Raw genomic sequence first — 26,190 nt, 5'->3', positions numbered from 1 at the left:
CATGCTAAAAGTATTGGTACTTTTTCTGCTGTTGATCGCCGGTGTGGTGCTCGGCCCAATGTTGGCCGGTCATCAGGGTTATGTGCTGATCCAGACCGACAACTGGAACATTGAAACCAGCGTTACCGGCCTGGCCATCATCCTGATCCTCAGCCTGCTGGTGATTCTGTTCGTTGAGTGGGTGCTGCGCCGTCTGTTCCGTACCGGCGCACGTACCCGTGGCTGGTTTACCGGTCGTAAGCGTCGTCGCGCGCAGCGTCATACTCAAACCGCGCTGATGAAGCTGGCAGAAGGCGATTACAAGCAAGTTGAGAAACTGCTGTCGAAAGATGCCGATCACGCCGACCAGCCAGTCGCTAACTATCTGCTGGCGGCAGAAGCAGCGCAGCAGCGTGGCGACGAGCTTCGCGCTAACCAGCATCTGGAACGTGCCGCCGAGCTGTCGCAAAACGACACCATTCCGGTGGAAATTACCCGAGTTCGTCTGCAACTGGCGCGCAATGAAGACCACGCCGCCCGTCATGGCATCGACCGTTTGCTGGAAGTGGCACCACGTCACCCTGAAGTGTTACGTCTGGCTGAGCAGGCCTATATCCTTACGGGTGCCTGGGGCGCGCTGCTGGATATCCTGCCCTCGATGCAAAAAGTGCAGATCAACGATGATACCCAGCGCGCAGCGCTCCAGCAGCAAGCATGGCTGGGCCTGATGAATCAGGCGATGGCCGACCAGGGCAGCGATGGCCTGAAACGCTGGTGGCAAAATCAGAGCCGTAAAACCCGTCAGGAAACTGCGTTGCAGGTGGCAATGGCGGAGCATCTGATTGAGTGCGATGACCCGGATACCGCGCAAGCTATCGTGCTGGATGGGCTGAAGCGCCAGTACGACGATCGTCTGGTGCTGCTGATGCCGCGTATCAAAAGCGGTGATCCAGAGTCGCTGGAGAAAGCGCTGCGCAATCAAATTAAACAGCACGGCGCAACACCGCTGCTGCACAGCACGCTGGGCCAGATGCTGATGCGTCACGGCGAGTGGCAGCAGGCAGCAGAAGCCTTCCAGCAGGCGCTGGCGCAGCGTCCCGATGCGTTTGATTACGCATGGCTGGCAGATGTCTACGATCGCATGCACCGGCCGGAAGAAGCGGCGAAGATGCGTCGTGAAGGACTCCTGCTGACGTTGAAGAACAACCCCAGCGCCTGATTTCTCGATTGTTATTTTTGTGCACGCCGGGCTTGCCCGGCTTTTTTTTGCGCTAAATTCTATCATCAGGCGTGATAAATCACGCCGCTACAGAATTTATGTGATGGTAGCGGCGCGATTTATCGCGCAGATTTTGCAGATAAAAAAACACCTGCCAGAGGCAGGTGTAAGATCAGGTCGGTAAGACAACTGATGGTATCCGACTCAACGTAATGTCCGGGTTTGCAGTAAGGCTTGCGCGATGCTGCCTGGCTGGACAACGGATACCGTAAGGGGCTCTGCATCATTCCCAGGTTTATGCAGCATCAGCAGACATAAGAGGTGGAATGAGCATCTACGAAGATATTATTGCACAAGCCGTGCCAGGTTTGCAGATGACAAATTAAATCTATATTTATCAGATGGTTATTTTTATCGATGTGCTAAAGCCAAACGATGCTGTCGGGATACAGCGACAAATCGGCTCCAGATTGTCTCCGCTGAGCGACAGGCAATGCAAGGATATGTAAAATACATACAAATCAACAGGTTGCATGTCTCAGAACAGAGACAATGGCATGAAATTACTTTTCTACAGACGAAAAAAAACCTGCTCTTAGCAGGTTGTTTTTCATATTAAGATGGTCGGCGAGAGAGGATTCGAACCTCCGACCCACTGGTCCCAAACCAGTTGCGCTACCAAGCTGCGCTACTCGCCGATTTTTTTTATCTTAATATTTTGCCTGGTGCGAAGAGAGGGACTTGAACCCTCACGTCCGTTAAGACACTAACACCTGAAGCTAGCGCGTCTACCAATTCCGCCACCTTCGCATGTCCCAGCAAAATCTGGGGTGGCTAATGGGACTCGAACCCACGACAACTGGAATCACAATCCAGGGCTCTACCAACTGAGCTATAGCCACCATAAATCTTTTTACTGCCTAACGCGGTATTTAAAACCACCGAAGCTCTTGCGCACAAACTTAATGGCGCGCCCGACAGGATTCGAACCTGAGACCTCTGCCTCCGGAGGGCAGCGCTCTATCCAGCTGAGCTACGGGCGCGTAGCGCCGTTGCGGATGTGCATACTACGGACCTGATACCAGACTGTCCAGTGCTTTTTTCATAAAAAAACGCGTTTGGTTACGCTTTGTGCATTCCGTCGATAAATACTGCACTTTATGCCTGCCCCAACCAGAAATTGCTGCATTAATCAGCAATATCAGAGATCGCCGCGCCAGTGATAGCCTAAATATTTCAGCAACTTTATTTGGCGTCGCCAGCGCGAAGGCTGACGAATCAAGCGATACAGCCATTCCAGCCCAAGTTTTTGCCAGCTACGGGGCGCGCGCGCCACCCGCCCGGTAAACACATCATAGGTGCCACCTACCCCCATATACAGCGCGTCGGGCCAATGGGCGCGGCAATCACGCATCAGCAACTCCTGACGTGGCGATCCCAGCGCGACAGTCACAATCTGCGCTTTGCTGGCAGCAATACGCGTAAATAACGCCTCGCGCTCATCCGGGGTAAAATAGCCATCCTGGCTGCCGACAATGTTCACCTGCCACTGACGGCGTAGTTTTTCGCAGGTTTCCTGCAACACAGCGTCATGACCGCCAATCAAAAAGACCGGGATGCCACTGCGGCCAGCACGTTCCATCAATGCCTCCCACAAATCGGCTCCGGCAATTCTGTTTACCCGTAGCTGCGGATATTTCTTGCGTAACGAATGCACAATGCTGATGCCATCGGCATATTTAAATTCGGCTTGTTCAATCAACGCACGGACTTGTGCATCGCTTTCCAGCGTCAACATCTTTTCGGCATTGATCGCCACCAGCGTGCCACTGCGCGGCTTCTCGTCAGGCAGAAGAAAGTCGAGAAAGGACGCCCCATCCTGAAAAGCGTAGAGATCGATACCGCGTAGCGAATAACGCGGCTCCTCTTTTTTTATCGTATTCAACGTCAAACGTTTTCCTGTTGTCCCCGGAGGTTAAAAAGGGCTGGGTAACACCGGCTCACCGCGTTGTCGGATCAATCCGGCACGGTCCAGCAGCCAGTAAAGCAACTTCGCCACCAATAAGCAGGCGGCAAAAATAACGCAGAAAAACACCACGCGTGACCCGAAGGCATCCAGCCCCTCACGCGCCAGCACGATCATGTTAAACACCGCACCAAAACAAAAACTTTGCAAAATGGCCCCGTTATAGCGATTAGTCTCATGACGACCACGCGCGTACAGCGTATCGAAGCCTTTCATTAACAGGCCCACCGCAACGGCACCCAGCGGAATAAACCACACGCCACCCATCACCAACAGCGACCCAAGTAACGTTGGCGAGATCGCCAGCCCGGAGTGGTTATTCAGCACTTCCCAGGTAAAGTAGTTAGCGCTGTTCAGCACCATCGACGGACGTCCCGGCCACAGCCAGCTCGGAATAAATACGTAAAAATCACGCCACATTGGGGCCAAGCCCTGAAACGAGATTTTGTCGTAGTGCTGCAACAACAACGCCAGATTCTCCCACGGAGAGAAGGTATCGCGCGTCAGATAAAGGAAGGTGTAAAACGCCTCATCCCCCATCACATTGAGGTTATAACGACGCAGCGCCAGCCAGAACATGCCGCCAATCGCCAACACCCCCGCAGCAGCCAGCATCCACAGCGTGATCCAGCCGCGGGTAATACCGATAAACAGGAACAGCGCAAAGGCGATGATGATGTTCGCGCGCGTGCCCCCCACCAACGCATAGGTCAGCAGGCCAAAAGCCACGGAAACCAGCAAAAACAGCAGCCACTGACGCAGCGTCGGGTTGAGGAAGTAACGAATCAACATCGCCGGGATGAAGAAGTAGAAGAAGCGTTTTAGCGCCACACCGGAGACTTCGCTGGAGAAGATCTGGTTATAGGCCGTTAGCCGGAACAGCAGCAGGCCATTATGCAGGAAAAACACCGTTACGGTGCCGATTGCCACCAGCGCCAACAGCAGACAGGTGAGATGGGTTTCCACCCGGTTCATCTGCAACCAGGGTTTGCGCGGCACGCGAGTGGCCGGACGCAAACGGACTTTGTAGCTCACGTAATAGATGGCATAGAAACTGGTGGCAGCCAGTAGCGCCTGCAACAAAAATTCTGCGGGCACCACCGCCATATTGAAGCGGAACACCAGAATGCTGGTCAGTGGAAAGCCAAAATAAAATGTCAGTAAAAAAAGAATGGTAAAGAACAGGTGGAAGTTGAAACGCACCCGTTTAAATTCCCGCCAGGTCAGAGTCAGGATAAAACCCAGCGAGAACAAATACACCACCAGCAGACCGCTGAACTGCAAGAGGGTCATAAGTTCTCCGTTTCACTCAGAGTGAGTGCCTCGCGCCACCCTGCCAGATAGCCGGGGGCAAAGAATGCGATGGAGGCAGGATCGCACTGCATCAGCTGGCGCTGTGCCTCTGCGACCCGCGCGCTGTCCAGAGCATCGTCGCTGAACAACACCGGTAATCCCTGCTCACTAAGATCGCGCCAGAACGGGTTTTTGCGGCTGAGAACAAACGGAATGCCAGCCTGAATCAGCAGGCAGAGGGTACCAATCCCCTGCTGGCGTTCAAACATAAAATAACCCAGGTGGCAACGGCTGAGCAGCGCAAGATAGGCGTCAAAATCGATCTTATCGCGCAACAGCGTAACCTGCCCATTGGGGAAAAGTAACGCGGCTTCAGTAGCGACTTCGTTAATATATGTATCATTATTAGCGGGATAGCCAAGCGGTATCACCACCTTTATTTGGTCACCAAACTGTGACTTGATCGCCTGCAAACCCGCGATATGGCGATTGCTGCGATCGCCCGAATTACCCAACAACACGGTAAAATCATGCGGTTCTGTCGCAACAGGCACGGCACATTCCGGCATCCGTGTCGGGAAATAAAGCAAAGATGTCGGCACCCGCGGATGCCGTTGCTGATAATGGTACAGGTCGCCGCGTGTCGCGAACACGCGTGCCATACGTCCCTGCGCGAGACGCCGCAGCAGATAGAACAGCTGATACTTCAGACCGCTGCCCTCTTCATATAAATCTGCGCCCCATACATGCCAGAACGCCTGGTTGCGCCGCAGTTTGCCACTCAACAACGCCAGCCAAAGCCCGGGATTAAATTGACCGTGGAAAAAGAAGCGCTGCTGCCGGTCTGTCGCACGGTTGATCACCGCCCGTGCCAGCGCCCGCTTGTCGGGAAAGGTTTCAATTTGCAATGCCTGATAAGCCTGTAATGCGTCTGGCGTTGGTGTGACCACCATAAATCGACGAGGCGTATCCTGCGGCAGTTGCGCGCTGATCACATCATTAAAGAAGCGCAGCACGGTGTGATTATGATGGGGGATATCCGATCCCAGCACATGAGTTAACGTCATTTTCTTCGGCAATAAAGGGTAAAGGCGCCACAGCAGAGCGCAAAGTAGCAAATGTAGGTCGCCATGTAGGCTTGTGCGGCACCGACCGTCCCATGTAGCGGAATCAACCAGTGGGAAAACGCCATCAGTAAGATGAACTGGCTGACTTCCGTCAAAATATAGAAACGCAGCGACGCTTTAGCGATTACCAGGTAACCAAAGACATAGGCACCGACTTTGAACACGTCACCACACAGTTGCCAGACAAACAGATCGCGCATCGCGGCGAACTTTGTGGAGAAAAGCAGCCAGATGGCCACATCACGCAATAACCAGACGCAGAAGCTGGCAGCCGCCACTGCGGGCAGAACAAAGCGCAGCGCGCGCAAAATTTCCCGCGTAATCTGTGGCTTATGCTCCAGCCGGGCCAGGGTTGGCAACAGCCAGACGCTAAAGGTGGCGGTGATAAATTGCAGATACGCATCAGAAATGCTGGTGACACCTTGCCACAACCCGACCTGCGCCCAGCCTTGCTGTTGCGCCAGCAGGTTTCGCATCAACACCCAGGCCACCGGCAGCGTCACCGAGGTGATCAGCGCCATGAGGGTAAACTTCGCCAGATTGCGCGCCAGTTCCGGCTCCCAGACCGGTTTTAACCAACGTAGTGGCAACACCTGCTGATGACGTCGCAACATCATCAGCGCTGGGATCACCACCAGCGCAGGCACCAGCGCTAACCCAACCAATGCTCCGGCGTAACCGCCGATCCACCAGCACAGCGCATACGCCACCACGCCAATCAGGCTACCGGCAATCAGCGCCAACGCGTTACCGCGTGCATCACGAAAACCTTTCAACAATGCCAGCGTCAGATTCGCCCAGGCGATACCAAGCTGGAGAAATGCCACGATGCGTACCACGCCCTGATAATGATCGTGGCCGAATAACGCCCGGCTAATCGGTGCCGCAGCCAGCAAAAACACCACCGCCAGTAGCGTGGAGAAGCCAAGCACCAGCGCGGATGCCGTTCCGGTGACAGCCCGTAGCGACGCGGGTTGCTGCTGAAATTGCGCCACATAGGTGGTCACGCCGTTAAATATGCCGGCACCGGCCAGCACGCCAAGCACGGTAATCAGCTGACGGAAGTTTCCGGCCTGGCCGACGCCTTCCGGGCCGAAACTGACGGCCAGCAATTTGACCACCAGCAACCCGGCAACAATTTTGACCAGCGTGGACGACGCGGTCCACACCGAGGCTTTAGCGAGTGACATCAGGCAAAGAAGCTCAACAGGGAATTGATCACCGTGCGCTGATTGTTGTCCGACAGATTGTAGAACAGTGGCAAACGCAGCAAACGTTCGCTCTCACGGGTGGTAACAACATCATCGCCGTGGAAGCGGCCAAAACGCGCGCCCGCCGGTGATGAATGCAGTGGGATGTAATGAAAAACGGTGAGAATTTCGGCTTCTTTCATCCAGTTGATCAGCGCCTGACGATCGCTGCTGTCACGCAGTTTGATGTAAAACATATGCGCGTTGTGGCGGCAGTCGCCTGGCACCACCGGCAAGGCAAGGCGTCCGGCAGCCGCCAGCGGCTGAAGCGCCGCATAATAGTTATTCCACAGGCGCAGGCGCTGCTGATTGATACGCTCGGCCACTTCGAGCTGCGCCCAGAGATATGCGGCCTGTAAATCCGCCATCAGATAGCTGGAGCCGATGTCGCGCCAGGTGTATTTATCCACCTGGCCACGAAAGAACTGGCTACGATTGGTGCCTTTTTCCCGGATTATCTCGGCACGTTCGACCATTTTTGCGTCATTAATCAGCGTAGCTCCGCCTTCACCACCTGCGGTGTAGTTTTTGGTTTCATGGAAGCTAAAACAACCAATATGACCGATGGTGCCAAGCGCACGCCCTTTGTAGTTTGACATCACCCCCTGCGCTGCATCTTCAATCACGTAAAGCTGATACTTTGCCGCCAGCGCCATAATGGTGTCCATTTCGCAGGCCACACCGGCGTAATGGACTGGCACGATAGCGCGTGTTTTCTCGGTGATCGCCGCTTCAATCAGGGTTTCGTCGATGTTCAATGTATCGGGACGCACATCCACAAACACGATTGTGGCACCACGCAGCACAAAGGCATTGGCCGTGGATACAAAGGTGTAACTCGGCATAATCACTTCATCGCCGGGCTGGATATCAATCAGCAACGCAGCCATCTCCAGCGAGGCCGTGCAGGAAGGCGTCAGCAGAACCTTTTTGCTGCCGAAATGCTGCTCCATCCATTGCTGGCAACGCCGGGTAAAGCCGCCATCGCCGCAGAGCTTGCCGCTGGCCATCGCCGATTGCATATATTCAATTTCGCTGCCCACGATCGGGGGCGCATTAAATGGGATCATGTGCGTTCCTGTAGAACCAGTAAGCCGTGCTTTCCAGCCGTGCACCGCTGCGTAAATAGAGACGCATCGCCGTCAGATTGCTGAGTTGAGTAGCAACACGTAGCCGATTAAGCTGGCGCACCCGCCCCCAGTCAGCGGCCGACAGCAGCAAGCGCTGGCCGATACCCTTACCCTGCGCTTCCGGCAACACCGCCAGCAGCCCAATGCGCGCATCACCGTCCTGCTCGCGTATCGAGACAAAACCCTGCAATTCGCCCTGCTCATCGCAGGCAATCAGGCACTGGTTATCAAACGTGCCGCGTACTGCGTTCTCAATCCACTGTGCGTAGAAACGGCTGCTGTCATCCGCCTTAAACCACGGGGTACGAAAGCGGCTCAGACGAAACGCCACTCCGGCGGCGGCGCGCAATGCCGGGATCTGCGCTTCACGCGCGATGCGCACGCCAGTTTGCCGCTCGGTACGTTTGATATTGATGGCGAGATCGGCTTCCCCTTCCACCAACTGAAAACCGTGCTGGCTGATGGCATCGATCACATCGTTGCGTTCAGCCGCGACCTTGATTTGCCACAAGCCACAGGGCTGCTGCAATGCGTGCGCCAGCGGTGTGTCGCCATCGATATCGAGGCGCGCGGTATTCAGGCTAAAGAAGCCACTCTCCCACGGCAGTGGGTTAATGCTGACACGGATGGACATGGTTGTTGACCAGAAAGTGTTTCATCGCCAAACCCCTTTAGTATCGACAATCCACGCCTGCGTGACCTGCGCAGCATCAATGTCACGGAACGGCGTGTGATCAACCAGCATCACCAAAATATCAGCCTGTTGGAGTGCCTCGTTGGTCGTTACCAGCTTAGCTTTACCCGCCAGGCGGTTAGGGATCGTGTTGATATGCGGTTCAACTACCCAGGTGGCGCCGCTGTGCCAATCGGCAATCAGTTCTGCCACGGTCATGGCCGGGCTTTCACGTAGGTCATCAATATTGGGTTTAAACGCCAGGCCAAAGCAGGCGATACTAACTTCGCTGGCGCGTTTGCCACTGGCGGTCAGGCATTCGGCTAACGCCTGCTTCACCTGATCCAAAACCCAGAGCGGTTTGGCATCGTTAACTTCTCGCGCGGTGCGGATCAGACGCGCCTGCTGCGGGTTTTGCGCCACGATAAACCAGGGATCGACAGCAATGCAGTGACCGCCCACACCAGGGCCGGGTTGCAGAATGTTGACGCGTGGGTGGCGATTCGCCAGCGAAATCAGTTCCCAGACATTAATTCCCTGTTCAGCGCAGATCAGTGACAGTTCATTGGCAAACGCGATATTAACGTCACGGAAGCTGTTTTCTGTCAGCTTGCACATCTCCGCCGTGCGCGCGTGGGTTTCTACACACTCGCCACGCAGGAAGATGCGGTACAACTCGCTGGCACGCGCGGAGCAAGCGGGTGTCATGCCACCGATCACGCGATCGTTTTCAATCAACTCCACCATCACTTTGCCAGGCAACACGCGCTCCGGGCAGTAGGCAATGGCGATATCGGGTGCCTCACCATGCTGCGGAAAACGCAGGTCAGGACGCGCAGCCGCCAGCCAGGCGGCCAACTGTTCCGTCGTCCCAACCGGGGAAGTGGATTCGAGAATCACTAAATCGCCCGCTTTTAATACCGGAGCGATAGAAGACGCTGCCGCCTGGACATAGCTGAGATCCGGCTGGTGATCACCGATAAAAGGCGTGGGAACCGCAATCAGAAAGGCATCGGCTGCTTCCACCTGGGTCGTGGCGCGCAGAAAACCGCGCTGCACGGCCTCGTGGACCACTTTGTCGAGTTCCGGTTCAACAATGTGAATTTCACCACGATTGATGGTTTCGACTGCGTGGGCATTGATATCAACGCCCACCACTTTAATTTCCCGAGAGGCAAAAACGGCTGCGGTCGGCAGCCCAATGTAACCCAGTCCAATAACGGAAATGGTTTGAAAACTCATGGTTAAACTCTATGATTTTTAAGAACCTGCAAAATGCGCGCGCAGGCCTGGCCGTCGCCATAAGGATTGTGCGCATGGCTCATCGCCTGCCAGACTTCATCGTTGTCCAGCAACAGGCTGACTTCTGCCACAATTTTATCAATATCCGTACCCACCAACCTGACCGTGCCAGCAGCAACTGCCTCCGGGCGTTCGGTAGTGTCTCGCATTACCAACACCGGTTTGCCAAGTGACGGCGCCTCTTCCTGAATACCACCAGAATCCGTGAGGATCAGCCATGCGCGGTTCATCAACCAGACAAATGGCAGATACTCCTGCGGCTCGATCAGAACGATATTTTCGATCCCGCTCAGAATACGATTGACCGGCTCGCTGACATTCGGATTGAGGTGCACCGGGTAGACGATCTGCGCCTGCGGGTGGCGACGGGCAATCTGCGCCAGCGCGCTGCAAATGCGTTCAAAACCGTCGCCAAAACTCTCCCGTCGATGCCCGGTGACCAGAATCAGCTTTTTCTCCGGGTCGAGGAACGGATAATGCGCCGTCAGCCGGGCGTTCAGATCGGCGTCGTCCAGTACGCGATCGCGCACCCACAACAAGGCATCAATCACCGTATTGCCGGTGACGAAAATCCGCTGTTCCGGCAGATTTTCGCGCAGCAAATTCTCTCGTGAGTTTTGTGTAGGCGTGAAGTGATAACTTGCCAGATGCCCAGTCAGGGTACGGTTAGCCTCTTCCGGCCAGGGCGACATCAGATTCCCGGTTCGCAGACCGGCTTCCACATGCCCTACCGGGATTTGGTGATAAAACGCCGCCAGGCTGGCAGCCAGCGTCGTGGTGGTATCACCATGTACCAGCACCACATCGGGACGGAAATCGGCCAATACGGTTTTCATGCCCTGCAAAATACGACAGGTGATTTCCGTCAGCCCCTGCTCCGGTCGCATGATATTGAGGTCATAGTCGGGTTGCAGATTGAACAAACGAAGCACCTGATCAAGCATTTCACGATGCTGGGCGGTGACGCACAGGCGCGATTCAAACGCCGAATCCTGGGCCAGCGCTTGCACCAGCGGTGCCATTTTGATCGCCTCAGGACGAGTACCAAATACGGTCAGAACTTTCACGCGGCTTCTCTCAATGACTCGTTGGTGACATCGGGCGCGGACGGCGCACCAATGCAACCCCCGCTCCCACCAGCGCGCCGATGACGCCCCACATGATCATCATAAACAGCCGACGTGGGCTATCACGCTTTACCGGTTCTTCTGGTGTACGCAGATAGCGGTAGGTCTGAAACTGTTTATCCACACGCGGCCCGGCCTGCAATGTACTCAACATCGCTCTGTTTTGATCATAGCTTAAATCGTACGTCGGACCGCTGGCCTGCAAGGTATCGAGCTGCGCCTGCAACATTTGCTGCCCCAGCAGGAAGCGGTCGCTGTCCGGTAGCGTTTCACCCGTCACCGGCGCGCGGTTTTCTTTGATACCTTGCTGGCTGGCGATTTTCAGCGCCTGCTCAATACGCTGGCGCTGCCGGGCAAATACCGCCTGTGCCACATCTTCCTGACGCTTCACCTGCGCCTGCAACTGTTCGGCTCGCGCCTGCCAGGCACCTTTCAGCTCCGCATTCAAATGGCGCGCGGCCCGTTCGCTGGCGTAAGCAATGTACTGTCGCAGCAGGTTATTGGCATCACTGGCGCTTTCGGCCACCAGCCTGACGCTGTTCAGCGTATTGTGAGCCGGATCGGCAGGTGTGAACTGAATATTGCTGATCTGATCATCAAGTAACGCCGCATCGTTGTGGGCGTTACCGCTTTTGCGGCTTTTATAGTAGTCGGTCTGCAACCAGAAATCCCGCCGAGTGTCCCATGAGGCCAGTTGCATGATGAATTCCTGGTAGACATCATCCATGACCGTTGGCCCAGGCGAGCTGAGATTTAGCGTGTTGTTACGCACATCAAGGTTTTTGAGCAGTTGCTGTTGGACGAAGAAATCCCCCAGCATGTTGACGGTGGGCCGATCGGTGATCGCCGTGGTGCTCCATGTCTGTTTCATCAGCATAGACACCAGCCATGCCAGCAACGCGAACAGCAACGCCAGACCAACGATCCAGCGTTTACCACGCCATAGCGTACAGCACAGGCCGCGAATATCCAGTTCGTTCTCAACAACTCCAGAGGTCATAACAAGGGATCCTTTTCTGGGTACTGATTTATTTCTTATCATCGCCAACGCTTTGCCAGCGACGTTTGATTCGGCGAACTTTGCGTGCCACACGCCAGGCGTGCTTCAGGCAATAGCCATAGAAGAAAAATGCCAACAAAAACAATACCAACATTACCCATTCCGGGATGAAGGCCAAATACTCACCGAGGACACCAATACCCGCCAGAATCGCCGCCGCCACGGTAATCAACAGGAACGCCTGTCGTGACGTAAAACCCGCACGCATGATCAGATGATGGATATGCTGGCGATCGGCAGAAAATGGGCTCATCCCTTTGCGCAGACGGCGATACATGATGGCAACCATATCCATCAGGGGAATGGCAATCAGCCACAACGCGGTGACCGGGGTTATCGGATGACTTAATCCCTGGGTGGTTTCCAGCAGGATCCAGATGATGGTGAAACCAATCATGGTACTGCCTGCATCACCCATAAACACTTTATAACGCCGTCCGAGGAAACCAAGGTTAAGCAGGATATAGGGGATGGTGGCGGCAATCATGGCAAAGCACCACATTGACAGGCTGGTTTGCCCGTCAAAGTAAAGAATGATCCCCATCGCACCGAAGGTGACTGACGACAGCCCGCCCAGCAGGCCATCAATCCCATCCACCATATTGAAGGCGTTAATTGCCGCCCAAACGGCAAACAGCGTCAGTACATAGCCAAACGGCCCGACAATCAGTTCGACCGGGCCGATAATAAAACCGAGGCTAAGCAGATAGAGTTTGGCTCCGGCCATCATCACTATCGCGACTGTAGCCTGCACCGTAGCACGGATTTTCACGCTGATATCGAAGCGATCGTCCAGCGCGCCAACCAACACCAGCATCCCGGCGCAGCCGAGGTACAACAAGGAATGCGGGAGATAGTAATTCGAAATGAGAAAAGCGAAGCAGATCCCCGCATAGACGGAAATCCCGCCGACGAGCGGAATCGCTCCATGATGGCGTTTTCTGGAGTTTGGCGTGTCAACCAGTCCGATTTTTTTAGCCACTTTGCGAGCAAAAAACAGGAACGCTAAGGAAAACAGAAAAACTAAACCAAGCTCAGTACTCATAGTGAGTAAATTCACATTAACGCTCTCAGCTAAAATCGTGGACAACAATAGGCGAACTTTTTGCCTTTGCCGTTCATCCTTAGTCCTAATTCTGCTCCAGAGGTGCGCGTTTGGTTAAAAAACCAGCACTTCCGCCACAGTCATTATCAATACTCCCGGCTCGCATAATCCTAATGCCCGAAAATAAAAAACGCCACGTTAAGACGTGGCGTTGGCGATAAATCCTGGCAATTTGTGCGAAAAGTCTGTCTGAGAGACTTTTCGCCACTGACACGTCAGGAACGCTTCATCATATCGAAGAATTCGTCGTTGGTTTTGGTCATTGCCAGTTTGTTGATGAGGAACTCCATCGCGTCGATTTCACCCATCGGATGGATGATTTTGCGCAGGATCCACATCTTCTGCAACTCTTCAGAGGTGGTAAGCAGTTCCTCTTTACGGGTACCGGAACGGTTGTAGTCGATCGCCGGGAACACACGTTTTTCCGCAATTTTACGGGAAAGGTGCAATTCCATGTTGCCGGTACCTTTAAATTCTTCGTAAATCACTTCGTCCATCTTCGAACCGGTATCAACCAACGCGGTAGCGATAATGGTCAGGCTGCCGCCCTCTTCCACGTTACGCGCCGCACCGAAGAAACGCTTCGGACGATGCAGGGCGTTGGCGTCCACACCACCGGTCAGTACTTTACCTGAGGCCGGAACCACGGTGTTGTAGGCGCGAGCCAGACGGGTGATGGAGTCGAGCAGAATGATGACGTCTTTTTTGTGCTCAACCAGGCGCTTGGCCTTCTCGATCACCATCTCCGCAACCTGCACATGGCGGGAAGCCGGTTCGTCGAAGGTTGATGCGATAACTTCGCCTTTAACCAGACGCTGCATCTCGGTCACTTCTTCCGGACGTTCGTCAATCAGCAGCACCATCAGCACACAATCCGGGTGATTGTAGGCGATGCTCTGGGCGATGTTTTGCAGCAGCATGGTTTTACCGGCTTTCGGCGGTGCTACGATCAAGCCACGCTGACCACGACCAATCGGTGAAGCCAGATCCAGAACACGCGCTGTCAGGTCTTCAGTAGAACCATTACCACGCTCCATACGCAAACGGCTGTTAGCGTGCAGCGGCGTAAGGTTTTCGAACAGAATCTTACTACGCGCGTTTTCCGGCTTATCGTAGTTAACTTCATTCACCTTCAACAGGGCAAAGTAACGCTCACCTTCTTTCGGCGGGCGGATTTTACCGGAGATGGTGTCACCTGTGCGGAGGTTGAAGCGGCGAATTTGGCTGGGAGAAACGTAGATGTCGTCGGGACCGGCGAGGTAGGAGCTGTCTGCGGAACGGAGGAAACCAAATCCATCCTGCAATATCTCCAGCACACCATCACCGAAGATGTCTTCGCCACTCTTCGCGTGCTGCTTCAGAATGGCGAAAATAATATCCTGCTTGCGCATACGCGCCAGGTTTTCCAGCCCCATATTTTCGCCGAGAGTAATCAGCTCAGAAACCGGCGTATTCTTTAATTCGGTAAGATTCATAGTGATGGGTTCTTAAACTCGGGGTAATTCTCGAAATGTTTGTCGTGAATGGTATGGCGAATATTCCATGCCTGTTTAATGGCTCTTTTTCGACTCTGCTCGACGGATATCGTCAGGGATGGCGATAGAAAGCGAGGAGACGGTCGATAATGTTGCCAGGGGTACTAGCCGTCAGATTGCCAAACCACGAAAACGTTCAATGCGAATAGGGTCTGACAAGGGAAATCTTTTAGATGCAAACTACAAGGTAAGTGCGTAATGCAGTATTGACAACTTATCACGCTAAAAGGGAGACGTCCAGCAGTGGAGAAAAAATTCGCCACTGCGGACGAAACACCGCGCCGGGCTTAGCCCAGGTTAGCGTTCAGGAACTCTTTAAGCTGGCCTTTTGACAGCGCGCCAACTTTCGTTGCCGCCACCTCGCCGTTTTTGAACAGCAGCAGGGTTGGGATACCACGAATGCCGTACTTCGGCGCGGTGCCCGGGTTGTCGTCAATGTTCAGCTTGGCGATGGTGAGCTTACCGTCGTACTCTTCTGCGACTTCATCAAGAATCGGTGCGATCATTTTGCAAGGACCACACCATTCAGCCCAGAAATCTACCAGTGTCACACCGTCTGCTTTCAGCACATCGGTGTCGAAACTGTCATCGGTCAGGTGAACGATTTTATCGCTGCTCATGTTTTACTCCAAAGATTATGCCTGGCGAATTGGCGTAATATTTACCAACGTAGGTTGACTTTATTTCATCGGATACGCTTTCGTAAAGCGATAGTAAGCTGATATTCTACCACACTATGAGCAAAACACACTTAACAGAACAGAAGTTTTCCGACTTCGCCCTGCACCCAAAGGTAGTGGAAGCCCTTGAAAAGAAAGGCTTTCATAACTGCACGCCGATTCAGGCGCTCGCGTTGCCTCTTACGCTTTCAGGGCGTGACGTCGCGGGTCAGGCGCAAACCGGTACCGGCAAAACGATGGCGTTCCTGACGTCAACGTTTCATCATCTTCTTACGCATCCTGAGGCTGAAGGCCGTCAGGTGAATCAGCCGCGCGCCTTGATCATGGCACCTACGCGCGAGCTGGCGGTACAGATCCATGCCGATGCAGAACCGCTGGCACAGGCCACCGGCCTGAAGCTGGGTCTGGCCTATGGCGGCGACGGTTACGATAAACAGCTGAAAGTGCTGGAACAAGGCGTGGATATTCTGGTGGGTACCACCGGTCGCCTGATCGATTACGCTAAACAGAACCATATCAACCTGGGCGCGATTCAGGTGGTGGTGCTGGACGAAGCTGACCGCATGTTCGATCTCGGCTTTATCAAAGACATCCGCTGGGTGTTCCGCCGTGTTCCTCCTGCGACGCAACGTCTGAGCATGTTGTTCTCCGCCACCCTTTCCTGGCGTGTGCGTGAACTGGCGTTCGAACATATGAACAACGCCGAATATGTGGAAGTGGAACCGGAGCAAAAAACCGGCCATCGCATCAAAGAAGAACTCTTCTATCCTTCAAATGAAGAGAAGATGCGTCTGCTGCAAACCCTGCTGGAAGAAGAGTGGCCAGACCGCGCCATCGTCTTCGCTAACACCAAGCACCGTTGTGAAGACATCTGGGGCCATCTCGCCGCCGATGGTCATCGCGTTGGCTTGTTGACCGGTGACGTGGCGCAGAAAAAACGTCTGCGTATTCTCGACGATTTCACCAAAGGTGATGTTGATATTCTGGTAGCAACCGATGTCGCTGCTCGTGGTCTGCACATCCCTGCGGTAACCCATGTATTTAACTACGACCTGCCCGACGATCGTGAAGATTACGTGCACCGTATTGGCCGTACCGGCCGCGCGGGTGCCAGCGGTCACTCCATCAGCCTCGCCTGTGAAGAGTACGCGCTGAATCTGCCAGCCATTGAAGAGTATATCGGCCACGGTATCCCGGTGAGCAAATACAATAGCGAAGCGCTGTTGAGCGACCTGCCACCACCGAAACGTTTGACCCGTAACCGCTCAGGCAATGGCCCGCGTCGTGGTGGCAATAACACCAACCGTCGCAGTGGCGCACCGCGTAACAACAACCGTAAACGTTCGGGTTAAGCACACCATGCTAAGCGCATCGTCCCTTTATGCTGCGATTGATCTGGGTTCCAACAGTTTTCATATGTTGGTGGTGCGCGAAGTCTCTGGCAGCATTCAGACGGTCGCGCGCATAAAACGCAAGGTGCGCCTGGCTGCGGGTCTCGACAAAGAGAGCCAGCTCTCGGCAGAAGCAATGCAACGTGGCTGGCAGTGCCTGAAACTTTTCTCCGAACAACTCCAGGACATTCCTCCTGAACAGATTCGCGTGGTTGCGACGGCCACGCTACGCCTTGCTGCCAACGCGCAGGACTTCCTCACTACCGCAGAACAGATCCTTGGCTGCCCGGTTAACGTCATCAGTGGCGAAGAGGAAGCACGCCTGATTTATCAGGGTGTGGCGCATACCACCGGTGGCTCCGACCAGCGTCTGGTCGTCGATATCGGTGGCGGCAGTACCGAGCTGGTGACCGGTGAGGGTTCTCATGCGACAACGCTGTTTAGTCTGTCGATGGGCTGCGTCACCTGGCTGGAGCGTTACTTCAGCGATCGTCATCTGGCAAAGGAGAACTTTGCTCAGGCCGAGCAGGCAGCGCGTGAGATGATCCGCCCGGTAGCGACGACACTGCGCGAAAAAGGCTGGCAGATTTGTGTGGGTGCCTCGGGCACCGTGCAGGCGCTACAGGAAATTATGGTGGCGCAGGGGATGGATGAACGTATTACCCTGAGCAAACTGCAACAGTTGAAACAGCGTGCCATTCAATGTGGCAAGCTCGAGGAACTGGAGATTGAAGGGCTGACCCTGGAGCGCGCGCTGGTGTTCCCCAGCGGCTTGTCGATCCTGATCGCCATCTTTCAGGAACTGAATATCGAAAGTATGACGCTGGCCGGTGGCGCACTGCGCGAAGGGCTGGTGTATGGCATGCTGCATCAACCCATTGATCGCGATATTCGCAGCCGTACCCTGCAAAACGTCCAGCGCCGTTTTACCATTGATGTGGATCAGGCCGAACGCGTGCGCCAGTTGGCTGAAAGCTTTTTCCGTCAGGTAAGCGCCGCATGGAAGCTGGATCATCGATGTCGCGATCTGCTGCTTAGCGCCTGTTCGATTCACGAAATTGGCCTGAGTGTTGATTTCCGCCAGGCTTCCCAGCACGCTGCTTACCTGATTCGCCATCTCGATCTTCCCGGCTTTACCCCCGCCCAGAAAAAACTGCTGGCCTGCCTGTTACAGAACCAGAGCGGCAGCATCGATCTGGCGCTACTGACCCAGCAGAATGCGGTACCACCGCGTCTGGCTGAGCGTCTGTGCCGTTTATTGCGTCTGGCGATTATCTTCTCCAGCCGTCGTCGCGACGACACCTTACCGGCGGTACGTTTGCAGGCGGATGATGATGCGCTGCATCTGACGTTGCCTCCGGGCTGGTTGCAGGCGCATCCGTTAAGGGCGGAGCTGCTGGAGCAGGAAAGCCATTTCCAGTCTTATGTGCACTGGTTATTAACCCTGTCCTGATGTACCCCGTAGCGGCGCGATTTATCGCGCTCTTTTAAAACCTGCGCGATAAATCGCGCCGCTACGCGCCTTTTTTTGCATTCTCCAGCATCGCACGTAAACCGGCGACGCGAGTCTGCCTCGTTTTCATTTGTTCCTCAGCGCTCACCACTTTCTTCTCGCGCTCCCATACCATATCATCCTGCGGCAGTTCCAGCAGAAAGCGGCTTGGCTCCGGCCGCACCAACTCGCCATACTGACGGCGCTCGCGACACAACGTGAAGGTTAGCTCCTTCTGCGCACGGGTAATCCCGACGTACGCCAGACGGCGCTCCTCCTCGATGTTGTTTTCATCAATGCTGCTCTGGTGCGGCAGAAGCCCCTCTTCCATTCCCACCAGATAAACATACGGAAACTCCAACCCTTTTGAAGCATGCAACGTCATCAACTGAACCTGATCGACATCTTCGTCGCTCTCACCACGCTCCATCATATCGCGCAGCGTGAAACGGGTGACCACCTGCGCCAGCGTCATCGGCTCATCCAGCTCACTGCCTTCCAGCATTTCCGTCATCCACTGGAACAACATATTGACGTTTTTCATGCGCATTTCAGCAGCTTTCGGGCTGGGGGAGGTTTCGAACAGCCAGCTTTCGTAATCAATACCGCGAATCAGATCGCGTACTGCATTGATTGGCTCACGCTCAGCCAGTTGAATGATCTCATTCAGCCAGGCGGTAAAACGTTGCAGATGCTCCAGTCCACGCCCGGTCAGGGTCTGTCCCAACCCCATATCGAAACTGGCGTTGAACAAACTCTTGTTGCGCAGCGTGGCCCATTCACCCAATTTTTGCAGCGTGGCAGGGCCAATCTCACGCCGCGGCGTATTCACAATACGCAGAAACGCGCTGTCATCTTCCGGGTTGGTGAGCACACGCAGGTAGGCCAGCAAATCTTTAATCTCCGGGCGGGAGAAAAATGAAGTCCCCCCCGAGATACGATATGGAATACGGTTCTGCATCAGCAGCTTCTCAAACACGCGCGACTGATGGTTGCCGCGATAGAGAATGGCGTAGTCCTTGTACTGCGTCTTGTTGATAAAGTGATGCGCAATCAATTCGCCGGCCACGCGTTCCGCCTCGTGGTCCTCATTGTTTGCCATCAGCACCTTCAGCTCGCTACCGATCCCCAGCTCAGAAAACAGTCGCTTTTCAAATACATGCGGATTGTTGGCAATCAGGATGTTGGCAGCCTTCAGGATGCGCTGAGACGAACGATAGTTCTGTTCCAGCTTGACCACTTCCAGTGCCGGAAAATCCTCTTTCAGCAGCACCAGGTTTTGTGGCCGTGCGCCGCGCCAGGAATAAATCGACTGGTCATCATCGCCCACTACGGTAAAACGCGCCCGTGCGCCGACCAGCAGTTTCACCAGCTCGTACTGGCTGGTATTGGTGTCCTGATATTCATCCACCAACAGGTAGCGGATGCGCTGCTGCCAGCGTTCCCGGACTTCCTGATTGCGTTTCAGCAGCAGCGTCGGCAACAGAATCAAATCGTCAAAATCCAGCACATTGCAGGCTTTCAGGTGTTGATCGTACAACTGGTAGCAATGGGCAAAAATCTGGTCACGCTGAGATTTCGCCATCCCTGCCGCACCCTGGGGATCAACCAAATCGTTCTTCCAGTTGGAAATGGTCGAAATCAGCTGCTGCAACTGGGTCTTATCTTCTTCCAGCCACTGTTTGGTCAAATCCTTCAGCAACGCCAGCTGATCCTGATCGTCAAACAGGGAAAAGCTCGATTTCATCCCCAACGCGGCATATTCGCGTTTGATAATTTCCAGCCCCAGGGTATGGAAGGTCGAGATCATCAGACCGCGCGCCTCTTTGCGCCCCAGTGTCTGCGCTACACGCTCTTTCATCTCGCGCGAAGCTTTATTGGTGAAGGTCACGGCGGCGATATGACGCGCCTGATAGCCGCAGTCGCGGATCAGATGCGCAATTTTATTGGTGATCACACGGGTTTTACCCGAGCCAGCACCGGCCAGCACCAGACAGGGACCGGTGACAAATTCGACAGCACGTTGTTGGCCGGGGTTTAAACGCATAACGGAAATTCACTCAGTTAACATATTGCACATCTCCTTCTCCCGCTGGCGGGAGAAGGTCGGGATGAGGGCATCACACAGCACCTTAACCGCGCGATAAATCGCGCCGCTATCATTCGGTGCAGGCTATAATGCGCGACGATTATACACAACAGGACCGAATCATGGCGAAAACCGCGGCAGCTTTACACATCCTGGTGAAGGATGAAGCAAAAGCAAAAGCGTTACTGGCCCAGCTGGAAAAAGGTGCGAACTTCCAACAGCTGGCAAAGAAACACTCCACCTGCCCCTCCGGACGTAACGGCGGCGATTTAGGTGAATTCCGTAAAGGCCAGATGGTCCCGGCCTTTGATAAGGCGGTCTTCAGCTGCCCATTGCTGCAACCCTATGGACCGGTGAAAACCGCCTTTGGCTACCACATCATTAAGGTGCTGTGGCGTAACTGATCATTTCTTCTGCTTCATCTGCTGCAACACGTTGCTGCATTGATTGCTGTCGGTATCGCTGGGTGAAACCAACGCCAGCAACGCGGCGGCCGGTGCCACCACCGCGCCTAATGCCAACGCTGCGGCACCGCGAGCAATCAACGGCCCAGCTTTCACCCCGGCATCCGGTTTTTTGAAGGTGCCGCGCACATACAACGGCGAGCGCAGCGTAATGATGCGGATACCTTTACTCTCGGGATCGATGGTCAAATCGAGGCGTTCATTAGCAAAGTTGGCGCTGCCTGACACATTAATCACCGCGTTCTCGGTATCGAAGACAAACAGTTTGGGCGTCGCCAGCCCATTGCGAATGTTGAGATCGGTGGCCGCACAGTTGATACGCACCTCGTCATCGCCAAACAGTTTTCCCACCACATAGTTACCGACATTTAGTCCGGCAATCTCCATCAGGCTGCGACTGATCAACCCATCGTTCATCAACAGCTTCAACTCGCCATCACTGGTGCCCAGCAAATCCGCCACTGAATTACCGGTGCCGCTTAACGTGGCGTCACCGTTCAACTGACCAAGGCTTTTCTGCATCGCTTGCACATTGGGAAACAACTGCCGCAGCTGAAGTTTACGCACATGCACATCCGCCCGGCCACGCATGGGGCTGCGGTTCCCTTCCAGATGGATGGTGGAGTTAAGCGCTCCGCCCGCCATACCAAAGCGCAGCGGATCAAGGCGCAAATCACCGTTATTAAGCTGCAAATGGGTATAAAGATCGCTTAACGGCAGCGAATTGCTATGTTCGATGCGCTTACCGCTGAACTTCACATCGGCATCCATCACGTCCCAATTCTTGGTATCGAACTTGTCGTGCGGCAAAACACGATCGGCAGGCTGCGTCGAGGCTTCGCCACGCTGTGCTTTCGCCTGCTGCGTTTTCTCACTGCCCTTACCAGAATTAACCCCAATTAACGGCCCCAAATCGGCCATACGCAGTTGGTTCGACGAGAGATCGCCGGTCAGGCTCGGACGGGGTTTGCCCTGACGGTACACCAGCGAACCATGAATATCGCTGTCACCGATATGACCATTGAATTTTTCGTAGCGGAACACTGGGCCTTTGTCGTCATTAAAACGCGCAATCAGGTGACCATCGGTTTCATAGGGCGGCGTATCAGGTAACAGCACGCCAGCCAAACCGTACAGATTCGCCAGCGTATCGCCGGAGAAACGCAGCCGTACATCCAACCCACCCAGATTCAGGGGGTCCTGCAATGTCCCTTCGACGCGTACCCGCGTGGTGCCATTGCGTACATCAACCTGCAACGGGAACGGCGTGGTCTGGCTGCGCAGTGACAACATGCCGCCAATTTTGCCCTCGCCCTCTAAGCGCTGATTGTTATAGGTACCGCTCGCCTGCCAGCCAAAGACAAAGTCACCGGCACCCTGCTGTTTATCATCACCTCCCGCCACCTGCGCATAGGGCACCGGCTTACCGAGGGGATTGAGGGTGACGCTGACATCCGCTTTATTAATGGCGTCGCGATAGCGTACCTGCCCTTGATCGAACAGGATATTATCGAGACGGAACGTCCAGGCCGAAGGGGCCGCATTGGCCTCGCCGTTGTTATTGCTGGCAAGGTTGAAGGTCCAGTTGTTTTGTTTATCCGCAGTCTGCACCAGGCGTGCATCGGGTTGCTGGAGTTTGATCCACGGCAGATAAACCTGTTTATGCAGCAACGCCAGCGGCGCTAACGTCGCCTCCACGCGCTGTAAATGCACCATGGTGACATCAGGGATAGCGGGCGGATTGCCCAGCATAATATCGTCGGCATGCACCTGCGGCCAGGGCACCCAGCTACGCCAGCCGGGTTCTTCACGATTGCGTACCCAGGCTACACCGAGATCGCCGCGAATGGCGAAAGGTCGATTCAATTCTGCCGAGACTTTCTGGTTGATGGTTGGTTTCAGGCGATTCCAGTCAAAGGTCGCAATCACGACCAACATCACCACAACCAGCAACAAAAAAATCCCGATGACCCAACTCAGGACTTTTCCTGTTCGTGACATGCTGCTTCCTCCTTGTCCTTCCACGTCTCATTTAAAGATAGTCGAGACGTTGAGGAACGTTATCAGGGAAGCGCCAGCGCCATGTTTTCCAGTTCGCTAAACGGAACCGGGCGGGAGAAGAAATAACCTTGTGCGGCCATTGCGGGCGAGCTACGCACCTGCTGCCACTCTTCCTCGGTTTCCACGCCTTCGACAATCACCCCGTTGCAATAACGGTTGATCAAGGCCAACAGCATGGAAAACAGGCTGCGACCTTCGTCGGTAGAGCGCAGCAGCATAAATAGCTCGCGTGACAACTTAATGTAGTCATAACGTAGCTCGGTCAGGGCGGAGAAGTTCGCCATACCGGAACCAAAATCATCCAGCCACAGCGGGCCAAGCTCCGGCATCTGCGCAATCATCTCTTCCTGCGGCAACACATGATGTTCTGTCAGTTCAAAGCGTACCCACGGCAGTTGGGTTATCAGGCTGCGGATTTGCGGATGTTGTTGGATTGCCAGCAGCGTAGGGCCATCGATATTGACCGAAGCCACCAGTTGGCGCTGATTAAAAAGAGCCGACCACTGCATCAGCAGCTCCAACTGCTCCTGCACCACATCGAGACGCTGAGAAATCTCCAGCGCATCAAAATAGATTTCCGGCGAAAGCCTTTTTTCTGGTGCGGATGGATGTGTCACCGCAGTCAGTAATTCAATAGCCAGTAAGTGGCCCGAGACCTGGTAGATCGGCTGGAAAGTATAGAATCGTTGGCACTGCTGCCAGAAGAAACGCGTTTCCTGTTGTTGCTCCAGTTCAATTGAAGAAGGCAGTCGATGACTAAAATTCTTCATCACCATGGTTTTTTCCTGGTAGGTGGTGAGTGCCTGCAAATAGCATCATCATCCTGAGCAGCCACACGAGCTCTTGAGTGTAACAGTGCGTCTCACGCTTAATCGGTAAAACAAGCAACAATTTCGCGGCTAAATTACCCTTAAACCCCCTGTTTCACACCTTAAGTGGAATTAAAACGCCGTTTTGAAAAACATTGACGGCTGCCATACCAGACGCGAGACTAGGGGAAGAATTCACTACAGGCCGAAGACCATGACGCAGAAGAAAATCGCCATCCTTGGCGAATGCATGATTGAGCTGTCCGAAAAAGGTGAGAACATCAAACGCGGTTTTGGCGGCGATACGCTGAATACCGCGGTATATCTGGCGCGTCAGTCTGACATTGAGCAGCTGCGCGTTGATTACGTAACCGCCCTCGGCACCGACAGCTTCAGTGACCAGATGATTGCCGCCTGGCAGCAGGAGCAGGTACAAACGGGATTGATCCAGCGACTCGACAACAAAATGCCGGGTCTGTACTTCATCGAAACCGACGAGCACGGCGAGCGGACCTTCTGGTACTGGCGTAGCGATGCCGCTGCGCGCTACTGGCTCGACAGCCCGCAATCTGAGGCCATTTGCCAACAACTGGCCCATTACGATTATCTCTATCTCAGCGGTATCAGCCTGGCGATTTTGCCTGCCGCCAGCCGCGAGAAGCTGATGAACTTGCTCAGCGCGTGCCGCCAGAACGGCGGCAAAGTGATTTTTGATAATAACTATCGCCCGCGCTTGTGGGCCGATAAAGCCAGTGCGCAGCAGGCGTATGCTGCGATGTTGCAGCATACCGATATCGCCTTTCTGACGCTGGATGATGAACATCTGTTATGGGGTGAACAGCCACTGGAAGCGGTGATTGCCCGCACCCGTAACGCAGGCGTGCAGGAGATTGTGATCAAACGTGGCGCTGAATCCTGTTTGGTGGCCGTTGGTGAGGCGCCGCTTTACGATGTACCCGCCATCAAACTGGCAAAAGAGAAAGTGATCGACACCACTGCCGCCGGCGATTCCTTTAGCGCAGGCTATCTGGCGCTGCGTTTACAGGGTGCGGCACCGGATGCCGCCGCCGCCCGCGGTCATCTCACCGCCAGCACCGTGATTCAACATCGCGGCGCGATCATCCCTCTGGACGCAATGCCACAGTAATGCCTCTACGCCCTGCTCGTCAGGGCGTCTCAAACATCACGCTGGCTAACAAACAATTGCCAGAAATTTACCTTAAATCAGCACTTCCTCCCGGCAGTTTCCGCTGACGCCTGCGGAGATCCATTTTCCTGCCAATCCATGCCTGACTACTTTAGCCGGGCTTAAGATCTAATTTTAAATTCAATACGTTATGGCAACAAAAAGGTGCGCCAGGCATAGTCCGATTCTGTCTGAATTACGGCTTTTCGGCTGGACGATCGCCATAAAAAAGACCATGTTTTAATCAATAACAGCAGGATGCTGTTGATCCGGCCGCGACCACAAAAACGACAACATGATTCGCTCAGGACCGATTTATGCACACAGAAATTATTAATATCTGGCCGCACGGTGATGCACCGGGTGCCAGCGACTCACGCGCACAGCCGCAGATTGTCGATCTCGCCAAAGAATATGAACCCTATGATCGTGCTGCCACCGGGGTACGCTGCCCGGAGATGGCTATCTGGCACCCCGAAAACTCCAACGGTATTACGCTATTGGTGGCTCCGGGCGGCGGTTATCAACGGGTGTTGATCGATCGCGAGGGCAGCGCACTGGCGACGTTCTTTACCTCAATGGGCTACACGCTGGCGGTCATGACCTACCGTTTACCTTACGACGGTCATCACGAAGGCCCGGATGCGCCGCTGGCCGATGCGCAGCGTGCCGTGCGGGTACTGCGCGATCGGGCGCAGCGTGCGATGAACGGCAAATATATCGTGATGATGGGTTTCTCCGCCGGTGGTCATGTTGCCGCCAGCCTCGGCACGCGGTTTTCTGAGAAAATCTACCCGGTGCAGGATCAGGCTGACAGCCTCTCGCCCCGACCTGACGCGATGGTGCTGATTTATCCGGTGATCAGCATGCGTGACGGGCTGGCACATGAAAGCACCCGCACCCGGCTATTGGGTGCCTGGCCGGATCAAAAAACCATAGATGCCTATTCGCTGGAAACACGGGTGCATAGCCAGACGCCGCCGACGCTGCTGATCCACGCCGCTGACGATGAAACGGTATCAATCAATAACAGCATGGTGTTCTTCAGCGCGCTGCGCGAACACAGCGTACCAGCAGAAATCCACTTTTATCAGAAAGGCGGCCACGGATTTGGCATCCGTGGCGTGGCGGATTTGCCCTTAGCCAGTTGGCCGATGCTGGTGACCGAGTGGCTGCGGGCAAAAACCTGAGG

At 54.6% G+C, this 26,190-nt stretch carries 21 protein-coding genes and 4 tRNA genes; 6 read left to right on the top strand and 19 right to left on the bottom strand.

Going from position 1 to position 26,190, the window contains the following annotated elements; all coding sequences use genetic code 11:
* Position 1: 1 nt before the first annotated feature.
* Positions 2–1,198 carry a protoheme IX biogenesis protein HemY gene (hemY, locus tag AC6I8R_RS00915; RefSeq protein ID WP_497831807.1) on the top strand — a complete coding sequence of 399 codons (1,197 nt, stop codon included), beginning with the start codon at positions 2–4 and terminating at the stop codon, positions 1,196–1,198.
* 621 nt (positions 1,199–1,819) lie between these two features.
* Here hemY and AC6I8R_RS00910 read toward each other — a convergent pair.
* From AC6I8R_RS00910 to trxA, 16 genes are all read right to left on the bottom strand, one after another.
* Positions 1,820–1,896: transfer RNA gene (locus AC6I8R_RS00910), tRNA-Pro, on the bottom strand.
* A gap of 25 nt (positions 1,897–1,921) precedes the next feature.
* Positions 1,922–2,008: transfer RNA gene (locus tag AC6I8R_RS00905), tRNA-Leu, on the bottom strand.
* A gap of 16 nt (positions 2,009–2,024) precedes the next feature.
* Positions 2,025–2,100, bottom strand: a tRNA-His gene (locus AC6I8R_RS00900).
* Between the two features lie 64 nt (positions 2,101–2,164).
* Positions 2,165–2,241 (bottom strand) — tRNA-Arg (locus tag AC6I8R_RS00895).
* Positions 2,242–2,399: 158 nt separating this feature from the next.
* Complete coding sequence (gene wecG / locus AC6I8R_RS00890) at positions 2,400–3,149, bottom strand: lipopolysaccharide N-acetylmannosaminouronosyltransferase (protein ID WP_497831806.1); 750 nt, start codon at positions 3,147–3,149, stop codon at positions 2,400–2,402.
* A 24-nt stretch (positions 3,150–3,173) separates the two neighbouring features.
* Complete coding sequence (gene wzyE, locus AC6I8R_RS00885; RefSeq protein WP_021183785.1) at positions 3,174–4,517, bottom strand: ECA oligosaccharide polymerase; 1,344 nt, start codon at positions 4,515–4,517, stop codon at positions 3,174–3,176.
* Complete coding sequence (gene wecF / locus AC6I8R_RS00880) at positions 4,514–5,584, bottom strand: TDP-N-acetylfucosamine:lipid II N-acetylfucosaminyltransferase (RefSeq protein ID WP_415175039.1); 1,071 nt, start codon at positions 5,582–5,584, stop codon at positions 4,514–4,516. Before wecF ends, wzyE begins: the two co-directional genes overlap by 4 nt.
* Positions 5,581–6,834, bottom strand: a complete 1,254-nt coding sequence (gene wzxE, locus AC6I8R_RS00875) for a lipid III flippase WzxE (RefSeq protein ID WP_415175038.1) — start codon at positions 6,832–6,834, stop codon at positions 5,581–5,583. Before wzxE ends, wecF begins: the two co-directional genes overlap by 4 nt.
* A complete protein-coding gene (gene rffA / locus AC6I8R_RS00870) occupies positions 6,834–7,964 on the bottom strand; it encodes a dTDP-4-amino-4,6-dideoxygalactose transaminase (RefSeq protein WP_497831805.1) in 1,131 nt (376 codons plus the stop codon). The genes wzxE and rffA overlap by 1 nt, the downstream gene beginning before the upstream one ends.
* Positions 7,951–8,658 carry a dTDP-4-amino-4,6-dideoxy-D-galactose acyltransferase gene (gene rffC / locus AC6I8R_RS00865; RefSeq protein ID WP_021183781.1) on the bottom strand — a complete coding sequence of 236 codons (708 nt, stop codon included), beginning with the start codon at positions 8,656–8,658 and terminating at the stop codon, positions 7,951–7,953. Before rffC ends, rffA begins: the two co-directional genes overlap by 14 nt.
* A 21-nt stretch (positions 8,659–8,679) precedes the next feature.
* A complete protein-coding gene (gene wecC, locus AC6I8R_RS00860; protein WP_497831804.1) occupies positions 8,680–9,939 on the bottom strand; it encodes a UDP-N-acetyl-D-mannosamine dehydrogenase in 1,260 nt (419 codons plus the stop codon).
* Between the two features lie 2 nt (positions 9,940–9,941).
* On the bottom strand, positions 9,942–11,066 hold the full coding sequence (gene wecB, locus AC6I8R_RS00855; RefSeq protein WP_208724533.1) for a non-hydrolyzing UDP-N-acetylglucosamine 2-epimerase: 1,125 nt from the start codon (positions 11,064–11,066) through the stop codon (positions 9,942–9,944).
* A gap of 10 nt (positions 11,067–11,076) precedes the next feature.
* Complete coding sequence (gene wzzE / locus AC6I8R_RS00850) at positions 11,077–12,126, bottom strand: ECA polysaccharide chain length modulation protein (protein WP_415175035.1); 1,050 nt, start codon at positions 12,124–12,126, stop codon at positions 11,077–11,079.
* A gap of 28 nt (positions 12,127–12,154) precedes the next feature.
* Positions 12,155–13,231 carry a UDP-N-acetylglucosamine--undecaprenyl-phosphate N-acetylglucosaminephosphotransferase gene (gene wecA / locus AC6I8R_RS00845; RefSeq protein ID WP_021183777.1) on the bottom strand — a complete coding sequence of 359 codons (1,077 nt, stop codon included), beginning with the start codon at positions 13,229–13,231 and terminating at the stop codon, positions 12,155–12,157.
* A 275-nt stretch (positions 13,232–13,506) separates the two neighbouring features.
* Positions 13,507–14,766 (bottom strand): transcription termination factor Rho, encoded by a 1,260-nt coding sequence (rho, locus tag AC6I8R_RS00840; RefSeq protein WP_021183776.1) that lies wholly within the window; start codon positions 14,764–14,766, stop codon positions 13,507–13,509.
* A gap of 347 nt (positions 14,767–15,113) precedes the next feature.
* The gene (gene trxA, locus AC6I8R_RS00835) at positions 15,114–15,446 is read right to left on the bottom strand and encodes a thioredoxin TrxA (protein WP_021183775.1); all 333 of its coding nucleotides are present in this window, start codon (positions 15,444–15,446) and stop codon (positions 15,114–15,116) included.
* Positions 15,447–15,562: 116 nt separating this feature from the next.
* Here trxA and rhlB point away from each other — a divergent pair, with 116 nt between their 5' ends.
* Positions 15,563–16,858, top strand: a complete 1,296-nt coding sequence (gene rhlB, locus AC6I8R_RS00830; RefSeq protein ID WP_497831803.1) for an ATP-dependent RNA helicase RhlB — start codon at positions 15,563–15,565, stop codon at positions 16,856–16,858.
* A 7-nt stretch (positions 16,859–16,865) separates the two neighbouring features.
* Positions 16,866–18,350, top strand: a complete 1,485-nt coding sequence (gene ppx / locus AC6I8R_RS00825; protein WP_415175033.1) for an exopolyphosphatase — start codon at positions 16,866–16,868, stop codon at positions 18,348–18,350.
* 61 nt (positions 18,351–18,411) lie between these two features.
* On the opposite strand, the gene rep is transcribed toward ppx, so the two are convergent.
* Entirely contained in the window at positions 18,412–20,436 is a 2,025-nt protein-coding gene (gene rep, locus AC6I8R_RS00820; protein ID WP_497831802.1) for a DNA helicase Rep, read from the bottom strand.
* Between the two features lie 164 nt (positions 20,437–20,600).
* Between rep and ppiC the strand changes: the two genes are divergently transcribed.
* On the top strand, positions 20,601–20,882 hold the full coding sequence (ppiC, locus tag AC6I8R_RS00815) for a peptidylprolyl isomerase PpiC (protein ID WP_013507331.1): 282 nt from the start codon (positions 20,601–20,603) through the stop codon (positions 20,880–20,882).
* Here ppiC and AC6I8R_RS00810 read toward each other — a convergent pair whose 3' ends face one another.
* Positions 20,883–22,943, bottom strand: a complete 2,061-nt coding sequence (locus AC6I8R_RS00810) for an AsmA family protein (RefSeq protein ID WP_497831801.1) — start codon at positions 22,941–22,943, stop codon at positions 20,883–20,885.
* A 62-nt stretch (positions 22,944–23,005) separates the two neighbouring features.
* Complete coding sequence (gene pdeH, locus AC6I8R_RS00805; protein WP_497831800.1) at positions 23,006–23,779, bottom strand: cyclic-guanylate-specific phosphodiesterase; 774 nt, start codon at positions 23,777–23,779, stop codon at positions 23,006–23,008.
* A 247-nt stretch (positions 23,780–24,026) separates the two neighbouring features.
* Between pdeH and kdgK the strand changes: the two genes are divergently transcribed.
* Positions 24,027–24,959 (top strand): 2-dehydro-3-deoxygluconokinase, encoded by a 933-nt coding sequence (gene kdgK, locus AC6I8R_RS00800; protein ID WP_021183769.1) that lies wholly within the window; start codon positions 24,027–24,029, stop codon positions 24,957–24,959.
* Positions 24,960–25,315: 356 nt separating this feature from the next.
* Positions 25,316–26,188 carry an alpha/beta hydrolase gene (locus AC6I8R_RS00795; RefSeq protein ID WP_021183768.1) on the top strand — a complete coding sequence of 291 codons (873 nt, stop codon included), beginning with the start codon at positions 25,316–25,318 and terminating at the stop codon, positions 26,186–26,188.
* The last annotated feature ends 2 nt before the right edge of the window (positions 26,189–26,190 follow it).

The organism is Pantoea sp. X-Soil-OKNW-713, from assembly GCF_059730685.1.
Note: the sequence above shows the minus strand (reverse complement) of the source record. Positions and strands in the feature narration are given on the sequence as shown.